This window comes from Sphingobacterium sp. GVS05A, from assembly GCF_019969845.1.
In the GTDB taxonomy this organism is placed as follows: Bacteria; Bacteroidota; Bacteroidia; order Sphingobacteriales; family Sphingobacteriaceae; genus Sphingobacterium.
Map to the genome: position 1 here is coordinate 68,563 of NZ_JAHXYR010000007.1, position 18,556 is coordinate 87,118.

Annotated in this window: 14 protein-coding genes; 6 read left to right on the plus strand and 8 right to left on the minus strand. The window is 40.1% G+C overall.

What is annotated here, in order from left to right; genetic code table 11:
- The first annotated feature begins 30 nt into the window (after positions 1-30).
- The 5 genes from hisH to LC454_RS17630 all read left to right on the plus strand — a co-directional run bounded on the left by hisH (position 31) and on the right by LC454_RS17630 (position 4,196).
- Entirely contained in the window at positions 31-630 is a 600-nt protein-coding gene (hisH, locus tag LC454_RS17610; protein ID WP_223583774.1) for an imidazole glycerol phosphate synthase subunit HisH, read from the plus strand.
- A 12-nt stretch (positions 631-642) separates the two neighbouring features.
- Complete coding sequence (locus LC454_RS17615) at positions 643-1,395, plus strand: HisA/HisF-related TIM barrel protein (RefSeq protein ID WP_223583775.1); 753 nt, start codon at positions 643-645, stop codon at positions 1,393-1,395.
- A gap of 1 nt (position 1,396) precedes the next feature.
- Positions 1,397-2,149 carry an imidazole glycerol phosphate synthase subunit HisF gene (hisF, locus tag LC454_RS17620; RefSeq protein ID WP_223583776.1) on the plus strand — a complete coding sequence of 251 codons (753 nt, stop codon included), beginning with the start codon at positions 1,397-1,399 and terminating at the stop codon, positions 2,147-2,149.
- A gap of 136 nt (positions 2,150-2,285) precedes the next feature.
- The gene (gene hisIE, locus LC454_RS17625; protein ID WP_120261425.1) at positions 2,286-2,870 is read left to right on the plus strand and encodes a bifunctional phosphoribosyl-AMP cyclohydrolase/phosphoribosyl-ATP diphosphatase HisIE; all 585 of its coding nucleotides are present in this window, start codon (positions 2,286-2,288) and stop codon (positions 2,868-2,870) included.
- A gap of 423 nt (positions 2,871-3,293) precedes the next feature.
- A complete protein-coding gene (locus LC454_RS17630) occupies positions 3,294-4,196 on the plus strand; it encodes a WD40 repeat domain-containing protein (RefSeq protein WP_223583777.1) in 903 nt (300 codons plus the stop codon).
- 112 nt (positions 4,197-4,308) lie between these two features.
- On the opposite strand, the gene LC454_RS17635 is transcribed toward LC454_RS17630, so the two are convergent.
- The 5 genes from LC454_RS17635 to dacB form a co-directional block, all read right to left on the minus strand.
- Complete coding sequence (locus LC454_RS17635) at positions 4,309-4,785, minus strand: GAF domain-containing protein (RefSeq protein WP_223583778.1); 477 nt, start codon at positions 4,783-4,785, stop codon at positions 4,309-4,311.
- A gap of 194 nt (positions 4,786-4,979) precedes the next feature.
- The gene (locus tag LC454_RS17640; protein WP_223583779.1) at positions 4,980-6,836 is read right to left on the minus strand and encodes a beta-N-acetylhexosaminidase; all 1,857 of its coding nucleotides are present in this window, start codon (positions 6,834-6,836) and stop codon (positions 4,980-4,982) included.
- A 655-nt stretch (positions 6,837-7,491) separates the two neighbouring features.
- Positions 7,492-8,073 carry a Holliday junction branch migration protein RuvA gene (gene ruvA, locus LC454_RS17645; protein ID WP_223583780.1) on the minus strand — a complete coding sequence of 194 codons (582 nt, stop codon included), beginning with the start codon at positions 8,071-8,073 and terminating at the stop codon, positions 7,492-7,494.
- Positions 8,074-8,106: 33 nt separating this feature from the next.
- The gene (locus LC454_RS17650) at positions 8,107-10,389 is read right to left on the minus strand and encodes an NADP-dependent malic enzyme (protein WP_223583781.1); all 2,283 of its coding nucleotides are present in this window, start codon (positions 10,387-10,389) and stop codon (positions 8,107-8,109) included.
- A 93-nt stretch (positions 10,390-10,482) separates the two neighbouring features.
- Entirely contained in the window at positions 10,483-11,907 is a 1,425-nt protein-coding gene (gene dacB / locus LC454_RS17655) for a D-alanyl-D-alanine carboxypeptidase/D-alanyl-D-alanine-endopeptidase (RefSeq protein ID WP_223583782.1), read from the minus strand.
- Positions 11,908-12,083: 176 nt separating this feature from the next.
- On the opposite strand from dacB, the gene LC454_RS17660 reads away from it, so the two are divergent.
- Positions 12,084-13,859, plus strand: coding sequence for an aminopeptidase P family protein (locus LC454_RS17660; protein ID WP_223583783.1), 1,776 nt, complete (start codon positions 12,084-12,086; stop codon positions 13,857-13,859).
- 169 nt (positions 13,860-14,028) lie between these two features.
- On the opposite strand, the gene LC454_RS17665 is transcribed toward LC454_RS17660, so the two are convergent.
- From LC454_RS17665 to LC454_RS17675, 3 genes are all read right to left on the minus strand, one after another.
- Positions 14,029-14,436 (minus strand): response regulator, encoded by a 408-nt coding sequence (locus tag LC454_RS17665; protein WP_223583784.1) that lies wholly within the window; start codon positions 14,434-14,436, stop codon positions 14,029-14,031.
- Entirely contained in the window at positions 14,436-16,310 is a 1,875-nt protein-coding gene (locus tag LC454_RS17670; protein ID WP_223583785.1) for a PAS domain-containing sensor histidine kinase, read from the minus strand. Before LC454_RS17670 ends, LC454_RS17665 begins: the two co-directional genes overlap by 1 nt.
- A gap of 363 nt (positions 16,311-16,673) precedes the next feature.
- Entirely contained in the window at positions 16,674-18,467 is a 1,794-nt protein-coding gene (locus tag LC454_RS17675) for an alpha-L-fucosidase (protein WP_223583786.1), read from the minus strand.
- Positions 18,468-18,556: the final 89 nt, after the last annotated feature.

Below are 18,556 nucleotides of genomic sequence, written 5' to 3' on the forward strand. Positions count from 1 at the left end.
TACTCAAATCTCAATACTCAAATCTCAAAAATGATAGGAATTATTAACTATGGCGCTGGGAATATCTTTTCCCTGACTGCTGCACTAGATCGGGTAGGGTTGACCTATGGTATGATCAATACTGCGGAGGAGATCGATCTTTACGATCGTATTATTATTCCGGGAGTAGGACATGCGGGAGCAGCCATGAATAAATTGCGTGAGTCGGGATTAGTACCCTATATTAAAGAATTGCGTAAACCTGTTTTGGGTATCTGTGTTGGTATGCAGCTTTTGACTGAATATTCAGAAGAAGGTGATGCCGGGATGTTGGAGCTATTCCCGTTGAAAACGTTACATTTTGACGCCGGAGTAGCGGGCAAAGTGCCTCATATGGGCTGGAATAGCGTTTCGGTACAAGCAAATAATCCTTTATTTGCGAATATTGAAGATCAGACTTATTTTTATTTTGTGCATTCGTATTATATTGAATATGATACGGCGTTTACAGCCGCAAAATGCGACTATGGATTGCCATTTTCGGCAGCCATTTCCAGAGATAATTTCTTTGGTGTACAATTTCACCCGGAGAAGTCGGGGAAAGCAGGTGAGCAGTTGCTGCTCAATTTTTCAACTATTCAAATAGACTAAAAATATTCGATTATGTATATCATTCCAGCAATAGACGTTTTGGACAAAAAAGTTGTCCGTTTAAGAGAGGGTAACTACAACGACGTTACGACTTATGATATTAGTTTGGAAGCGCAGATAGAAAACTATCGTGCGAATGGTACTGAATTGGTTCATATCATAGACCTTAATGGCGCCAAAGGTGATTTTAGTAACCAAGCATATTTGTTCGATATTATTCAGAAGACAGATATGAAAATCCAATATGGTGGTGGGGTAAGGAGCATTGAAAAAGTAAAGGAATTGGTAGATGCCGGTGTGTACCGTGTTATTGTGGGTACCCAAGCAATTACGAATCCTTCTTTTTTGGAGGAACTAGCGACTTTAAATGAGGGGAAAGTGAAATATGCTGATCATATTGTGATTGCAATTGACGTATTGGATGAAGTGATCAAATACTCAGGCTGGTTAGAGAGTTCGCCGATTAAATTGATTGAGTATATTGATAAATGCTTGGTTTTGGGTTTCTTTAGGTTTCTATGTACCGACATTAGCAAAGATGGTAAATTGGGCGGTGCAGGTGTAGAATTGTACCAAAAACTGTTGAGCCACTCACCAATCATTAAACTGATTGCTTCTGGGGGTATTAGCTCGATGGATGATATTCAAAAACTTCAGGAACTGGGAGGAGTAGAATCAGTGGTTGTAGGAAAAGCAATCTATGAGAATAGAATCTCCATCGATGAAGTCAAAGATTGGAACCTTAAATCATTAATCAGATTTTAACATGCTGGCAAAACGGATAATTCCTTGCTTGGATGTTAAAGATGGACGTACAGTAAAAGGAGTCAATTTTGTAGACTTGCGCGACGCCGGTGATCCTGTTGAATTAGCCTACGAATACTCCCAACAAGGAGCGGATGAGCTTGTTTTTTTAGATATCGCGGCTACACATGAAGGGCGCAAGACGACAATAGATCTTGTCAAAGCAGTAGCTCGTCAGGTGAATATTCCTTTTACGATCGGTGGTGGTATCAATGAAATCAAAGATGCCGATATCCTGTTAAATGCTGGGGCAGATAAGATATCCATCAACTCTGCGGCTGTGCGCAACCCTGAACTGATCAATCAAATGGCTGCAGCTTTTGGAGCCCAGTTTGTTGTGGTTGCAGTAGATACAAGGTCAATCGAAGGGCAAGATTTTGTTCACCTGAGTGGTGGACGTATCAAGACGGAGATCAATACCTTGGATTGGATACTGGAAGCGCAGGAGCGTGGTGCTGGGGAAATTCTCCTGACATCAATGGATCACGATGGTACGAAGAATGGGTTTGATAACAGCTTCTTAAAAGCTGTAAACGATCGTATTCATATACCTTTAATTGCATCTGGTGGAGCAGGAAACCAACAACATTTTGTCGATGTCTTCCAACAGGCCAATGTGGATGCTGCCTTAGCGGCTTCCGTATTCCACTATGGGGAAATATTGATTCCAGATCTTAAACAGACCTTACGTCAGAATGGTATAGTTGTAAGATAGTTTTGGATCAAACAATAAAGAGTAAGGGGCAGGGAATAAAGAGTGAGGATAAAGGAGTAAGGATAATATGAAGTAAGCTGATGGCTTGCAAGAGTAAAATCTAATTACTAAATACTAAATACTAGATACTAATACAATGTTAGATTTCGCAAAAAGTGACGGACTTGTTCCAGTGATCGTACAGGATGCCCAAACACTAGAGGTGTTGATGCTGGGCTATATGAACGAAGAGGCTTGGCAAAAGACACAGACGGAAAAGCGCGTGACTTTTTTCTCTCGTAGCAAAAATCGTCTCTGGACCAAAGGAGAGGAGAGTGGTAACTTTTTAAATGTAAAGAGTATTCATATAGACTGCGATAAAGATACTGTATTGATCAAGGCGGATCCTATGGGACCTACTTGTCATACAGGAAGTCGGAGTTGTTTCAATACTGAATTCAATCAAAATTTCATATTGGAGCTGGAACGTATTGTAAATCATCGTTACGAAAACCCTTCCGACGAATCCTATGTCAATCGCCTGCGCTCCAGAGGAATTAATAAAATCGCCCAAAAAGTCGGTGAAGAAGCGGTAGAAACCGTGATCGCGGCATTAACGGAAACCGAGACTGACTTTATCAATGAGACTTCCGATTTATTGTTCCATTTGATCGTATTGTTGCGTGAAAAGGGCTTTTCGTTGGAAACAATTGCTAAAAATCTTGAAAGCAGACACCAATAGCGCTGTTTTTCAAAGAAAGTTTCTGCTATTGATCCCAAATATGCTTGGATAAATTAGATTGGATCTAGGGATGGAGACAAGGCTTTAACCTAATATGACAAAATAGTCTTGGAAGTGCAGTATATTTGTGAATATACTGCACTTCTTTTTTCTGAAGGTGTCTGTTTTTTATTGATTCTTATATTTCTACTAAGCATCAATGACTTCGTTATGGGTTTGTTGGCCAGAAGGAACTTTCTGGTTGTTTTCATAGCTGTTGGTGCTTGTGTGAAAACATAAAGGTTTTATTGTTTTCTGCGCTTTTATTGTAAGTCAGTGAAATGAAGCAAAGAACAGTTTAATGATAAGTGGACGGTAAATTAGAAAAAGATTGATCAAGAATAGCCTCTCCGAATGTCATCTGGAGAGCTTGAAGATATAACTATGGATATTAAATTAAGAGCGACATTACCCGGACATCAAAATCCTATTTTTTGCGTAGAAAAAGGATATGATCCGAATACATTCTTTACAGGTGGTAATGACAAGGGGGTGGTTGAATGGGATATCGAAAAAAATAGCTTTAAACGTATCCTCTGTGCTGTGACCTCCTCTGTATATGCTTTAAAACTGATCCCTGGAACAGCGATCTTAGCGATTGCACTACGTGAGGGAAAATTATTTTTTGTAGATGTGCAAGAACAAAAACTTGTTGCAAGTTTACAATTGGGCAAAAAAGCCATCTTTGCTCTTGCGTTTGTCAAACAAAAAAATGAGCTTCTGGCTGTAGGGGAGGAAGGACGACTCTATGTGATCGACCTCGCAACATATAAAGGTATTTATGAACTACAGCTATCCCAAACGACAGTTCGGACTATTGCTGTTGATGAAGACTCAAACAGAATTGCATTGGGCGATAAAGATGGTTGGGTATATTTGTTGGATAGCGAAGACTTTCATGTCATTGAGCGTATGCAGCTCCATAGCATGCCCACAACTTCGTTAGCTTTTCTTCAAAATAGACTATTAAGCGGTGGACGTGATGCACAGCTCATTATTTCCGAAGTCAGTCAGTTGAGTAATAACTTTTCATTTGTCCCACACTTGTTTACTGTATATGGAATCTATCCACATCCAGTTGAACCTTTTTTTGCCACAGTAAGCCGGGATAAGTCAGTGAAGTTTTGGTCTAACGCGGATTTTGCTTTGTTGAAGAACATGAGTCGTGACAAAATGCAAGATGGCCATCATCTATCTGTCAATGCAGGTGTCTGGTCTGACGATGGTCAGTATTTCTTTAGCGTTAGTGATGATAAATTAGTCAAGATATGGGAATTTCAACAGTAAGATCTTCGAAGAGTAATCTGCTGAAGCTCCCATAGAAGAAGAGGGTTTAGGGGCCAACAAGCACTAATTAGTTTGTATGGACGATAGACATATTTCTATTGATAGCTAGACACTAATTGTCCAATAACTGTAAGATCTGCGTCAGGTATTTTTCGTCAATTTCATCAAAGCTGTCCAGTTCACTGCTGTCCACATCGAGAACACCTATAATTTCCCCCTGACTATATACAGGCAGTACAATTTCAGAGCGTGAAAGAGAGCTACAGGCAATATGTCCAGGAAACAGCTCCACGTCGGGTACGATCAGTGTTTTCTCCTGTGCCCAGGCTCCACCGCATACACCACGCCCTTTTTTTATACGCGTACAGGCGACAGGACCTTGGAAGGGACCAAGCACAAGCTCTTCAGCATTGTCTACAAGATAAAAACCCACCCAAAAGAAATTAAACTGCTCCTTTAACGCTGCCGCGATATTGGCAAGATTTGCAACCTGATTATTTTCTCCCTGTAACAATCCACCTATCTGCGGAAGTAAATTCTGATATTGTTCCTCTTTGCTACCCTTAGCAATTAGTAGATCCTCAGCCATAAAAATTCTTTTCTAAATTTTTGTAGAAATACACACTTTCAATAAAAACTTCACGCTTTCACAAGGACCAACAGCAAAGAAAATCGACTGAAGGTTATTTCTGGCCCCCGAAAGAACAGGCGGTTCAGAAAAAAAGCGCTAATACCTGCTCAAAGTTAACAGAATATTAGCGCTTTCGCATGGGGTATATTATTTTATTTCTTTGTATTGATAATGTTTACCCGGATGTAATTGCTTCTTTTTCCAGAAGGGGTAATAACGACCGCTTTGAATACACGTTCTTTACTATTTGGAACAGTCACTTTAACCGGACCTGTATACGCTAGATCTAATTCCGAAGGATCGTAGTTATCTAGGGTATAATAGATTTTGGCACCTTCCACAGATGGTTTCAAACCACCGATGGTATATTCTGAAGCGTATACCGTTGTATCGGAGATACCATAAGCCTCAGGTACGCGGTAGAATGTATTTGTCTGATCGAGTTTTGCCAGTTGACGTGCCGCACGTTGCTCGGAGAAATTCTTCCAATTTTTCTTTTCCGGCTGCGTCCAGGCAATTTCAGCTAGCGCCAATACCCGCGGTAATACTGTAAACTCGACTTTATTGGAAGAACCGATATATTCTGTCCAGATATTTGCTTGAACACCCAAGACATGTTTCTTGTTATTTTCAGAGATTTTGCTCGGCATAGGATCAGAGGAATATACCTTAGCCAATGTCGAAAGACCTCCAATGCTCAAGGGCTCTCTATTTTGATCAGCTCCTTGTTTGTGATCAAAGTAAAGACCATAGCTATTTGCCGTGATGATGACGTCGTGGCCTTGGTTTGCAGCATCGATAGCTCCTTGGTCACCTCTCCAGCTCATAACAGTCGCATTTGGTGCTAAACCGCCCTCTAAGATCTCATCCCAACCAATGATACGTTTACCTTTGCTATTAATGTATTTTTCCATACGTTGAATAAAATAGCTCTGTAATTCATGCTCATCTTTGAGATTGTTATCCTTGATTCTTTTTTGACAATGCGGACATGTCTTCCATCTTGTTTTAGGACATTCATCACCACCAATATGAATATATTCGCTAGGGAACAATGGAATTACTTCGTCGATGACATCTTGCAATAGCTTAAATGTTTCTTCTTTTCCGGCACAGAATACATCATCAAATACTCCCCAGGTCTGTGCAGCAGTATATGGCCCTGGTTTATCACCACAACCGAGCTCTGGGTAAGCTGAAAGAGCTGCCAAAGCATGACCCGGCATCTCAATCTCAGGGATGACTGTAACATACTTAGATTTGGCGTAAGCCACGACTTCTTTGATCTGGTCCTGGGTGTAGAAACCGCCATAAGGCGTGTTATCATAGTCACCATCGGTTTTATAGTTACCTAAAAGCGTTTGATTGCGATAGCCACCGATCTGTGTTAGCTTAGGGTGTGATTTAATTTCAATACGCCATCCTTGATCATCCGTCAGGTGCCAGTGAAAAGTATTCAATTTGTAAGAAGCCAGAATGTCAATGTACTTCTTAACAAATTCAACAGGAAAAAAGTGACGGGAAACATCTAAATGCAGTCCACGGTAAGCAAAACGAGGCTCATCCTGAATTGATGCCTGTGGAATTTCGATATCTGCTTTTTTATCGACAGGTAGTAACTGGATCAGCGATTGCATGCCATAAAACAGACCTGATGCTTTTCCACTGACCGTAATTTGATCCGAGGCGATGTTAAGTTCGTATGCTTCCGTATTTGCGGATCTTGCATTTTTGGACGAAAAATAGATGCTATTCTTAGCCGGCGACTTAACTAAAGATAGATTGAGCTTGTAGTTACTTTTTAGAAAATCCTGGAATAAAGTGGCAACTTTTTTATCCTCATCGCTGTCAAATGCAATTTTAGTGTTTGCGTTGACTTTAAATGACCCATTTTTGATCTGAACATGTTGCGGTAGAGGCACAATGTTCAACGTGATGTCTTTCTTTTCTTGCGCAAATACTGCTGCTCCTAAACTTAAAGCGAGCGCAAGTGAAAATAGTTTTTTCATGTGTGAGATTATAACTGAAATACGAAGTGCTAAAAATAAGGTAATAAATACGTTTTAGCAACGCCGGATTGTAACAAATAGGCTGTAGCAACGCGGAGGAAGGTTCTTGTGTGTTTTTGTAACTGGCTGATTATGTGTTTGTTTTTGTTAGAGCAAACGTTTGTGTTATTTCTTGAAGATGTACTGTAATTATTAAACTCATAACCGTACTTGTAATCCGATAATCTTTATTTCAATTGCTATCATCTCACGGTTCTACATAGATATAAGCAGATCATTTACTTGTAAGGACAAATAAGCTCATGTCAAGAAGAGGAAAAGTTTGATTCTTCTTCATATTTTGGGTGCTTTTAACACTGATCTTAGAAGGTAATAAAACGGACTTCATAGGGAGTTTATCCGAATGAAGTCCGGATAAACACGAATGAAGTCCCTATTAGTTTACTTTCAGTTCGTAAATTGTCACCTAAATGGCGATGGTCTAAAGACAGCATCAAATGCGGGATTCGAAGCGAAACTGTCACTGAGAAAACAAAAAAAGAAACCCGAAAGTTCCTTTTATAGTATGAGCTATATATTTTGTTCTGTGTGTGTCTAGCGATGAATCAGATCAACAGAGTGTTCGTCAGAGGATCGCTAAACATGATATCCCATTTTATAGCCTCTTTAGTGCTAATTTGATCATATCCTCCACAGAAAGGTTGCTTTCTGTTTTTAAAATGGTGTTCAATACCTTTTCAGCTGCCACTTTGTTGAAACCTAGCATAACCAGTGCAGACAAAGCTTCGTCTGGTATGGATTGCGATTGAATTGTTGTCGAGAGCGTTTCCACGCCTTGTTTTTTCAATTTATCCTGAAGTTCTAGGATCAGACGCTGTGCTGTTTTAGGGCCGATTCCTTTAATTTTCTGGATTAAAGCAACCTGACCATTGACAATGGCAGACTGTATTTCATCAGGCGTGTTGGAAGAGAGTATCATCCGACCCGTATTGGGACCGATGCCTGAAACCGAAATCAGATTCTCGAACAGCTTCTTTTCGCCTTCCGTGGCAAAGCCATAAAGTGTATGGGAATCCTCCCTGACTTGCAGCGAAATAAATAATTTGCAGTTTTCCTGATCCTTGATTTGGGAAAAGGTATAAAGAGAGATGTGAACATAGTAGCCAATCCCACTCACGTCGATAATAACATGAGTGGGGGCTTTATATGCTAATTTTCCATTAAAATATTCGTACATAGTAATACGAATATAGGAAGATTTTAAGCGATTCTATAAATTTTTAAGATGAGCTTGAACATCAACTACGGCAATAGTCACCATGTTGACGATTTCACGTACAGAGCTATCCAATTGTAGTACATGGATCGGTTTGTTCATACCCAAAAGAATTGGCCCTACAGCTTCCGCTTCACCGACTTCTTGTAATAGTTTATAGGCGATATTACCTGATTCCAGGTTAGGGAAAACAAGCGTATTTGCCGATTGTCCATTTAAACAACTGAATGGGAAATTGTCAGTCAACATATCGCTATTTAAGGCGAAGTTAGCTTGTAGATCACCATCAGCAATGATGTCAGGATGTTGGTCGTGAATAATCTGCGCTGCTGCTCTTACTTTGGTCGGTGTTTTTCCTTCACTGGAGCCAAAATTAGAGTAAGACAATAATGCAATGCGCGGTTGGATATTCATGCGTTTAACAGCTTTGTCCAAAAGCAATGTGATATCAGCCAGCTCTTGTGCAGTAGGATCTTCATTCACGGTCGTATCGCCCATGAAAATAGGTCCTTTTTTGGTTAACATCATATACATACCTGCTACACGGCTGCCCGGCTTAGCGCCGATAACGTGCAATGCTGGACGAATGGTATTTGCATAATTTTTGGTCATACCAGAAATCAATGTATCTGCTTCGCCAAACTCAACCAAAGAAGCACCGAAATAGTTGCGGTCAAACATAAGCTTGCGCGCGTCGTAACGAGAGATCCCTCTACGTTGTCTTTTGTTATAAAGGTGCTCGATGAATTTTTTTGAACGCTCTGTTTCTCCATCAACCTCAGCAACTGGATCAATAATTTCTACGCCATCTAATTCAAAAGCATATTCTTGGATCAGACGTTGGATTTTCTCTTTTTTACCTAAAAGAATTGGAAGTGCAATACCTTCTTCTTTTACGATTTGAGCGGCACGTAATGTTTTGTAATTATCTGCTTCAGCAAAGACAACACGTTTAGGATCTCTTTTAGCTGCCATCGTTAAGTTGCGCATGATCGCATCATCTTTACCCAGACGTTTACGTAATGCATCGCGGTATTTATCCCAATCGTCGATTGCTGTTTTCGCTACACCAGATTCGATCGCTGCTTTTGCTACAGCCATAGAAACCTCTGTGATCAAACGTGGATCGGTAGGTTTAGGAATGATATATTCTTCAGAGAATTTTAAGTTGTTGGTATTGTAAGCTTGATTGACTTCTTCCGGAACTGGTTGTTTCGCTAGATCAGCAATCGCACGTACTGCCGCAATTTTCATCTCCTCATTAATTGCTGTTGCGCGTACATCCAAAGCGCCACGGAAAATGTAAGGGAAACCCAATACGTTGTTTACCTGATTTGGATAATCCGAACGGCCAGTACCCATGATAATATCACTACGGGTAGCCATCGCTAAATCGTAAGCAATCTCCGGATTTGGATTGGCCATTGCCAAAACAATTGGATTAGGAGCCATTGATAACAACATATCTGCTGACATGACATCCGCAGCTGATAACCCGATAAATACATCCGAGTCTTTTACAGCATCTGCTAGGGTATGGATATCGCGATCAGTAGCGTATTGTGCTTTCATGCTATCCAGATTTTCTCTATCTGTACGGATGACACCTTTACTGTCTAGCATTACAATGTTTTCTTTGCTTGCGCCTACAGAAATATACATTGCTGTACAGGACATCGCAGCAGCACCAGCACCATTAACGACGATTTTTACTTTGGAGATATCTTTTCCGATAATTTCACAGGCATTGATCAAGGCTGCACCTGAAATGATCGCTGTACCGTGTTGATCATCGTGCATAACGGGAATCGTCATTTCCTCTTTCAGGCGACGCTCAATTTCAAAACATTCAGGAGCTTTGATATCTTCCAGGTTGATACCTCCGAAAGTTGGCTCCAATGCTTTTACAATTTTAACGAACTCGTCAACATTTTTGGTGTCCACTTCAATGTCAAATACATCGATGTCAGCAAAAATTTTGAACAATAAACCTTTTCCTTCCATAACAGGTTTACCTGCTTGAGCACCGATATCACCTAGGCCCAATACAGCTGTACCGTTACTGATAACAGCAACAAGGTTCCCTTTTGCGGTATATTTATAAGCATCTTCTTTATTCTCGGCAATAGCCAAACATGGCTCCGCTACGCCAGGAGAATATGCTAATGATAAGTCTCTTTGCGAATTTGTTGGTTTTGTCGGAACAACAGCTATTTTTCCAGGTCTACCCATTGAGTGGTAATTTAACGCTGCCTGTTTACGATTAGTGTTACTCATTACGATTTTATTAATTTAAGGCTACAAATCTATCATTCTTTTTGATATTTGGAAATATTTGCCAATATCTTATTATAAATAGACAATAATATGTTATTTTAAAATGTCCAGCAATTTAAACATTTGCTTGCGCATATTGGACCCTGATCCCGAATAATTATTGACCAATAGCGTATAGGTAAATGATTGTCCATTTTTATTGGTGTGAACACCGGTATACCCCAGTACGCCACCGATTGTTCCGCTTTTCATCTTCATGTCGTTATAGGTCGGCAGACTTGCGTAGAATACAGGATACCAATTTTGCTTTTGTGCATATTGCATGATTTTGTTCATGGCGAGTGTGGTGACCCTATTTTGCGGCGAAAGCCCCGAACCATCCATACTATTGAGTTCACTTGGCTTGATTCCTAATTTGGCGTTCCAATACTTCTGTATGTAATTGGCCCCATCATCCGTTCCTGTTTTTCCTGCAGTGGTATAGGCGATCGCTTTTAATAGGGCTTCCCCATAGAGGTTGATGCTTTTTTGGTTAAACCAATAGACAATTTTATCCATGGTAGGGGACAGGTGCACATCCAGGGTTTGCTTTTGGGATACGTCTATTGAATCCATCTTCGCCCCTGTTGCGGGTGGTTGGATTGCAAGGATGCCCTGTTTGTTGAGACCTTCATTCAGCTGAAAAGCCAGATCATATGCAGGGTCGGGGGAAGCGAGCTCGATGGTTTTCTTCAAATCCTGACCATAAGTACCGCGGACAAATATCTTGGTAGAATAAGGCGCTGCATAGGCATAGACATTGTCCCCGCTGCCTGCTCTGCCTGTTGTGGTTTCGTTGATAATCTGCAGATAGGGAGCTTGGACCGTGTAATTGACGATTTCAGCTTTTGCACCAACTTTGGCTGCTGGACTAAAATCAATCCCAAAAGCATTTTCATGCCAGTTGAGTGATGAAATGCCGGCACCGTAATAATTCCCCATATCTGTCCAGATCCATCCCCCGGGGAGTTGATTGCCATTATAGAGGCGGTCATCGGCAATAACTGCTCCATTGATACTTCGTATCCCAGCGTTTTGAATAGCTGCGATCCATTTGTTCAACACGATAGCTGCTTTAGTTTCCGGGTAGCGGTCGCTGCCCAAGGTAGGGTCTCCAGTCCCCGTTACAATGATGTTACCATTCAGGACGCCGGTTTCATCTATGGTACCAGTATAGTATAAGGTTGTTTTAAATTGATAATTCTTGCCCAGAAAATCCAATGCTGTAGCCGCAGTAATCACTTTCATGGTGGAAGCTGTAGCTAGCCCGATATTTTCATTGGCAGCATAGATAGTCTGTCCTGTCTTTCCGTCAAATACCGTTAAAGAACTGATACCATTTTTTACGTTTTCCTGATTTTGAAACTGATTGAATGCGTCTTGGATTTTGGCTCGGATATCCTGTGCAAATAAAGAACTTGTCATGCCGGTAAGTGCATAGGTCGATAGTGCAATGGAATATAATGCAAATTTTTTCATTAACATGTAATTTCGTCGGACCTTATGTTGTCCGGTTATTTGATATTCTATATTTGGTGCGATGTGCGTATAACTTTAATGCATGCACGTACACTTTGATTCGTTTGTTTTATTTGGCTTAAAGTTAGGCATTCGACCCTAAAAAATCCTAACTTGCATAAAATTGTATAGACGACATGAAGCATATCGAAAAATTAGCTGCTATTCGTGAGGCTATGAAGATTCAAGGAATCGATGGATATATTATCCCATCATCAGATCCTCATATCAGTGAATATTTACCAGAACGTTACAAATGTATTGCTTGGGCATCAGGGTTTACAGGATCTGCAGGTACTTTGGCAATCACACAAGATTTTGCAGGTCTTTGGACAGATTCCCGTTATTTTGTCCAGGCAGTGGAGCAATTGGAAGGAACCGGTTTTGAATTGGTTAAACTGAAAGTCCAGGCAGCGGCAGAGTATGCGGATTGGTTAGGAGAGAAATTGAATGCAGGAGCGAAAGTTGCTTTTGATGGAAATCTGGCGTCACTTTTGGTGGCTCAATCTGTCAAAGGCGTGTTGGAGCCCTTGGATATTCAGGTGGATGGCCATGTTGATTTACTAGCTGATTTATGGGCAGGTAGACCAGAATTGCCAAAAGCACAGGCCTACTTGTTGCCTGAAAGTACAACAGGACAATCTACTGTGGCGAAGATTGATGCTGTACGGGCTGAAATGAAGAAAAATCGGGCCGATGCACATTTAATATCTTCGTTGGATGATCTTGCTTGGCTACTTAATATCCGTGGGCAGGATGTACCTTGCAACCCAGTCGTTTTGGGATTCGTATTGATCACAACTGATACTGCAACACTCTACATTGAACCATCAAAGTTGAACGCTGAAACCGTTGCTGAATTAGCAAGTTATGGCGTTGAAATCGCTGCATACGACAATATCTATGAGACGATCGAGGCATTGCAGGCAAAGGCTATCTTAATTGATCCAAAACGCACCTGCTTTGCGATGTTTGATAGCGTTCCTGAAAACGTTAAAATAGTCGAAAAAATAAACCCTTCTACGACTTTAAAAGCAATTAAGAATAAAGTAGAAGTTGAAAATAACAGACATACTTTTGTAAAAGACGGTGTTGCGCTTACCAAGTTTTTTAAATGGTTGGAGGAAAACGTTACCAGCGAAGAGCTATCTGAACTTTCCATTGCAGATAAATTACGTGGATTTCGTGAGAGCCAAGAGGGATTTGTTGATGTTTCTTTCACGACAATTGCAGGCTACCTGGACCATGGTGCATTACCACATTATTCAGCAAATGAAAAATCCAATTATACATTACGTCCAAAGGGCTTATTGTTAGTGGACTCTGGTGGTCAATACAAAACAGGAACAACAGATATTACCCGCGTTGTTTCTCTCGGTGGACTTACCCAGGAGGAAAAAGAAGATTATACCTTGGTGCTGAAAGGCACAATAGAGGGGTCGCAGGCAATTTTTCCTGTAGGCACCCGTGGGTATCAAATCGATGCTATTACCCGCCGCCCGCTGTGGGAGACTTTGCGCAATTATGGTCATGGCACAGGTCATGGCGTTGGATTTTTCTTAAATGTACATGAAGGACCGCAGACATTTAATGCTGCGGCGATAGATGTTGCTGTTGAACCCGGTATGATTACCTCCATTGAACCTGGTCTATATCGTGTTGGTAAGCATGGTATTCGTATCGAGAATTTGGTGTTGACTCGTAAAGCGGGTTCGTCGGAATTCGGTGATTTCTTAGATTTTGAGACATTGACAATATGTTATATTGCGACAGACTTGATTGAGAAATCCCTGTTGGAAAAAAGACATCTTGCATGGTTGAATAATTATAATCAATGGGTATTTGATCAGTTATCAACGCATCTTTCAAGTGAAGAAAAGAATTGGCTTGCCGAAAAATGTAAGGCGATCTAATAATGTAAATAAAAATAGGAACCTGCAAGATACAGGTTCCTATTTTTTGATTTAACTAAGATGAGTTACTTATATTAACGGTTTGATAGCATATTCGGGCAAGTCAATAACATTCTGTTTTAAACGTATGGAGGCAACCAATGCTTCTTCTATTGAGCATGAAGATCTTTTAATAGCTCTGTCTCAAAATTTCATATAACAACTCCTTACCAAAAGGCTTCAATATAAAATCACTTATAAAAGGATAGTTTTCCAGTTGTTCCTGATCACTTTTACTCGTAGAAGAGCTGATAATAAAAATCTTGGTTTGATTAATGAAATCGCTTTTATCTTCTAAAACGTCCATTAGTTCCCACCCCGTCATAAAAGGCATATTGATATCAACAAATAATAGGGGTTGTCCTAAAGATGCACTGATATCATGTGTGCCTAAAAAATCCAATGCATCCAATGCATTCTTAAAAGGGTGAAATTCAATAGGGTAGTCCGAAAATCCCTGGAGCATATAGCCGAAAATAGTGCGTAATATCGCATTGTCGTCTATGAGGATGATTTTTCTTTTATTTTCCTGATTCATTACGTTCTTTCTAAAAATTTGACTGAAAAGACACTGCCTTCGTTCGGTTCACTTTGTACATCTATTTTACCCCCCAGTGACTCCACCTGATAGCGTGTGAGAAATAATCCGATACCCTTACTCTCAAATCCACGATGGAAAACTTTCTTAAACATGAAAAGCTGGGATTTGTATTTTGGTAGATTGATGCCCAGTCCATTGTCCTTTACAGTTAGTAATGTGCCATCTTCCACCATGGAAGTACTGATTTCAATATGTGGTGCTTTGTCAGGGGCTGTAAACCGGAGGGAATTGCTAATGAGATTGCTCAGAATGCTTTCCAGATAGATTTTGGGGTAGTGAATATGTTTTACATTGAATTCTACTGAAATCGTTGCATTCTTCAATTGTATTTCTTCAATATACTGTTGTTTTACTTTCAGATATACATCGTTGAAATTGCAATTTTCGAATACAAGCGATTTATTTGAACGCAATTCAAGGATCTCGCCCAAGTCGTGTAAGGTCTCGGTAAGTTGTTCACTACTAATTTTTAAAAGATCTAAAAAATCAGCCTTTACCTTTTCATCTTTCGAAATTTTGAGTTCATCGATGAGCATTGGCATATTGCTCAAGGGCCCCTTTAGGTTATGTGCCAGGATATTGGCAAACTCCTCCAGTTGCCTGACTTTGGTCTCAAGATCAATTTTAACCAAATCAGATTCTATTTTCTGTCGCTTTAATATCTCGATATTTTTCTTCGATTCGGAAATATCCTGGACCTGAACAATCAGAAACAATGGCATATTGGCGTTATCAAAAACTGCAGCAATGGTGACTGAGCACCATACAAAATGCCCTAGTTTATGTCGAAAACGTTTTTGTACGGTAAAGCTATCAATTTCACCCTGAATAAGCTTTTTACGAAGCTCAATATCGCGTTCGATGTCATCTGGGTGTGTTTTTTGGGTGAATTTCATTTTCGACATTTCTTCCTGGGTATAACCCACGATTTTTGTCAATGTATTGTTCGACTCAATACAAGAGCCGTCGAGGTTTGTCAATGCCATACCCAAACCCGAGAAATGGAATGCCTGATTGAATTTATGCTCGTTAAATCTTATTTTTTCTGTTGATTCTACCTGTTTAGTTATATCTGAAATGACCAATGCGACCCGGTTTTGTGTTCGGTGAATAGGCTTTATCTGTAAACTATACCACCTGTCTTTATGCTGTTCGGAAGGAGACTGAAACTCCATTTTAAACTCACGATCAAGCTTTAATGAGTTTTGGATCAGTTGAATTGTTGGTACGGCTAAGTCTGCCGGGAAAAGTTCGATCAGACTTTTATTCAGAAATTCCTCTGGCGGATAGAATAGCAGATTCGGATCGTTTGTCCAATAGTTTTTAAATACCCCCATATCGGAGACTTCAAAAACAAGATCATTGAGCGAGGCAACCAGTAATTGAAGCTGATGTTGTTTATCTTTTAATGCCTGATTCTGATTGACAAGCTTGGAGACATCGATGAAAGATAGCAGCAGGCGGCTCTTATTTTCTTCGGTGAATGGAGTAATATGAAATACAAACCACCTAAAAGAGTCTTCTATTGCGATTCCCAGGATTGTTTCCTGATGGACTTGATTGTTGTTAAGAGCGATTTGGAAGGGGGAGCTTTCTGCGCTGAGAGCGGATGCGTCCTCGGATGAATAGAATGTGATTAATTCATGTAGCTTTTTGCCCTTGGATTCATTATCGTCTAAGGCTAAAAGTTCACATGCGCGTGAGTTAAGATGTAAAATGGTTCCATCTTCCGAAGTTGTAATCAATCCTTCTAACCCCGAACGTTGCGTTTGAGCGGAAGGTGTAGATAAAGAGTTCCGTTGCAGATGCATTATCCGACAATGTTTAGGATTAATTTACTCATTTATACGATATGAGACTAGTCTGGTCTCGATTTACAAAATTGGTAACTTTTAACACAAAATAATAAAAAAATATTAAAATAGGTAATATTTATATAACGAGTTGCTAGGTAGGTTATTATGTGTAACAGGGAAAAGAATAAAAGGTTTTGGAGGGTTTTAGATAAGTCCTTTGTACGATTAATCAAATCAAAAATGATTTGAAAATATTGATTTAAATTGTTGAGGGAGGTTTTTTTGAAAAGAATATGAAACAGTTTTCAATTATTAAAGAGGACTTATGAAGACAAAGCATCATAAGTCCTTTTTTAGATAGTTATTGTTCTAGACAGCTCAATTTTTTGTTTTTTCCAGCCATAACCAATTAAACCAGAGAGGAAGCTGTTGTTGACTTTTGTACGTTAGAATATATTTTCCCGGTTTATCAAATTTTAATGCTCCGACAGGTTTTTCTACAAATTCTTCGGTGTAGTTGTTTTCATTTGGTTCGACAACCATTTTGTTAGTCGGTTCAAAACTTCCGGTCAGTTGTTGGCTAGTGACACTAATTTCGAAGAGAATATTTTCTTTATTGGGATTGTGAGCAGAGAAATCTATCGCATATGTTCCTGCCTCTGTAACCGTTACTTCCCAGTCGATCTTCGTATTTCCTGTGAGGACAGCATGGGTCGGATTTTTGCCATTATAACGTACGATTTTCAGGTCATTGTTGAGGCTATTGGTTGATTTTAGGGAAAAACCACCAAAAGTGGATTCAGGGACGGTATTTTTGTCCAATTCCAGGAGACCATCGAAGGTCAATTTTACTTCCGAAACATAATGATCCGGTTGATCCACAGGTAGGTTAATATGGATTGAGCTTAGTTTCTGCTCATAGTTCAGGGGAATCAAACTGGTACCTTTCATCATTGCTATATTGGACGGTTTGGATTTGGTACCTGTAATACGAAGTTTGTGATCCAAAGGCCAGTTAAATACATGCGCATAGACAACTGTTTTATTTTGTTCGGTTTTTGTAGTCAAGTAACCCCAGTCAAAATGGTTGTTTTTTAAAGAAAGGCCAGTGGCACCATAGATGCTTTTGCCATAAGTATTTAACCAGGAGCCTACATCATGTAAGCGGCTTACACTTTCGTAGGGAACGGTTCCATCGGCCCTAGGACCAATATTTAGGGTGAATCCGCCATTGAGACTTACATTTGAAATCAATGATTGGAAGATCTGGCTTGTTGATTTCCACTCGTTTTCCTGACCGTTATATCCCCAAGAGTGGGCAATGGTACCCGGTGTCTCCCAAGGGTGGGCAATATAGTTGCTGCCAAATTGATTGTCACCAAGGGTTTCGAAATCTACATTTTCGGCATCTGTAGGAAGGCCTAGACGTGAATTGATCAGACAGTTCGGTTGCAGCTCGCGGATTAATTTTACGACCTGAAGTAACTGTTCTTTTTTGATGATAGATTTTTGATAAGGGATCCACATATCGAACCATATCAGCGAAATATCGCCGTAGTTACTCATAAGTTCACGAAGCTGTGGTATTACCTTCTCTTGCCAATACTGATTGTATTGGGCATCGGTTACGTGTCCGGACAATTCTTGCTGATGATTCCAGCCATAAGGATGTTCCCAATCGATCCAGTGTGAGTAATAGAAACCGAGTTTCATGCCATGTTTTTTACAGGCAGCTGCGATTTCTTTTATCACATCGCGGTTTGAGCTACTGAGTTTAGGCAAACTATAGGTTCCGACTTTGGTATCCCATAGTGCCACACCATCATGATGTTTGGTCGTGATGATCATATATTTCATTCCGGCCTCCTTTGCGAGGAGTACCCATTGTTCTGGATCTATCTTGTTCCAGTCAAAGCGTTTGGCCAAGCTGCCATATTCTTCTTTCGATACACGGTTGCGGTAGCGTAACCATTCCGCGTAATTATTCATATACCTTAGAGGTTCACCTTTCCACATACCTTCAGCAGCGCTATATAAGCCCCAGTGGATAAACATGCCAAAACGGGCATCTTTAAACCAATCAGCCTTTCCATTGTCCTGAGCAAAAAGTCGTATGGAAGCGCTGATCAGTAACAAACATAAGATCGCGGTTCTTTTGAGTTGTGGTATCATAAAGGTTGTTGTTGTTTGGATTACAAGATAAGTAAAAAAAAACACTTGCTAAATCGAATTTTTATTATGTACATACATTTGCAGACATA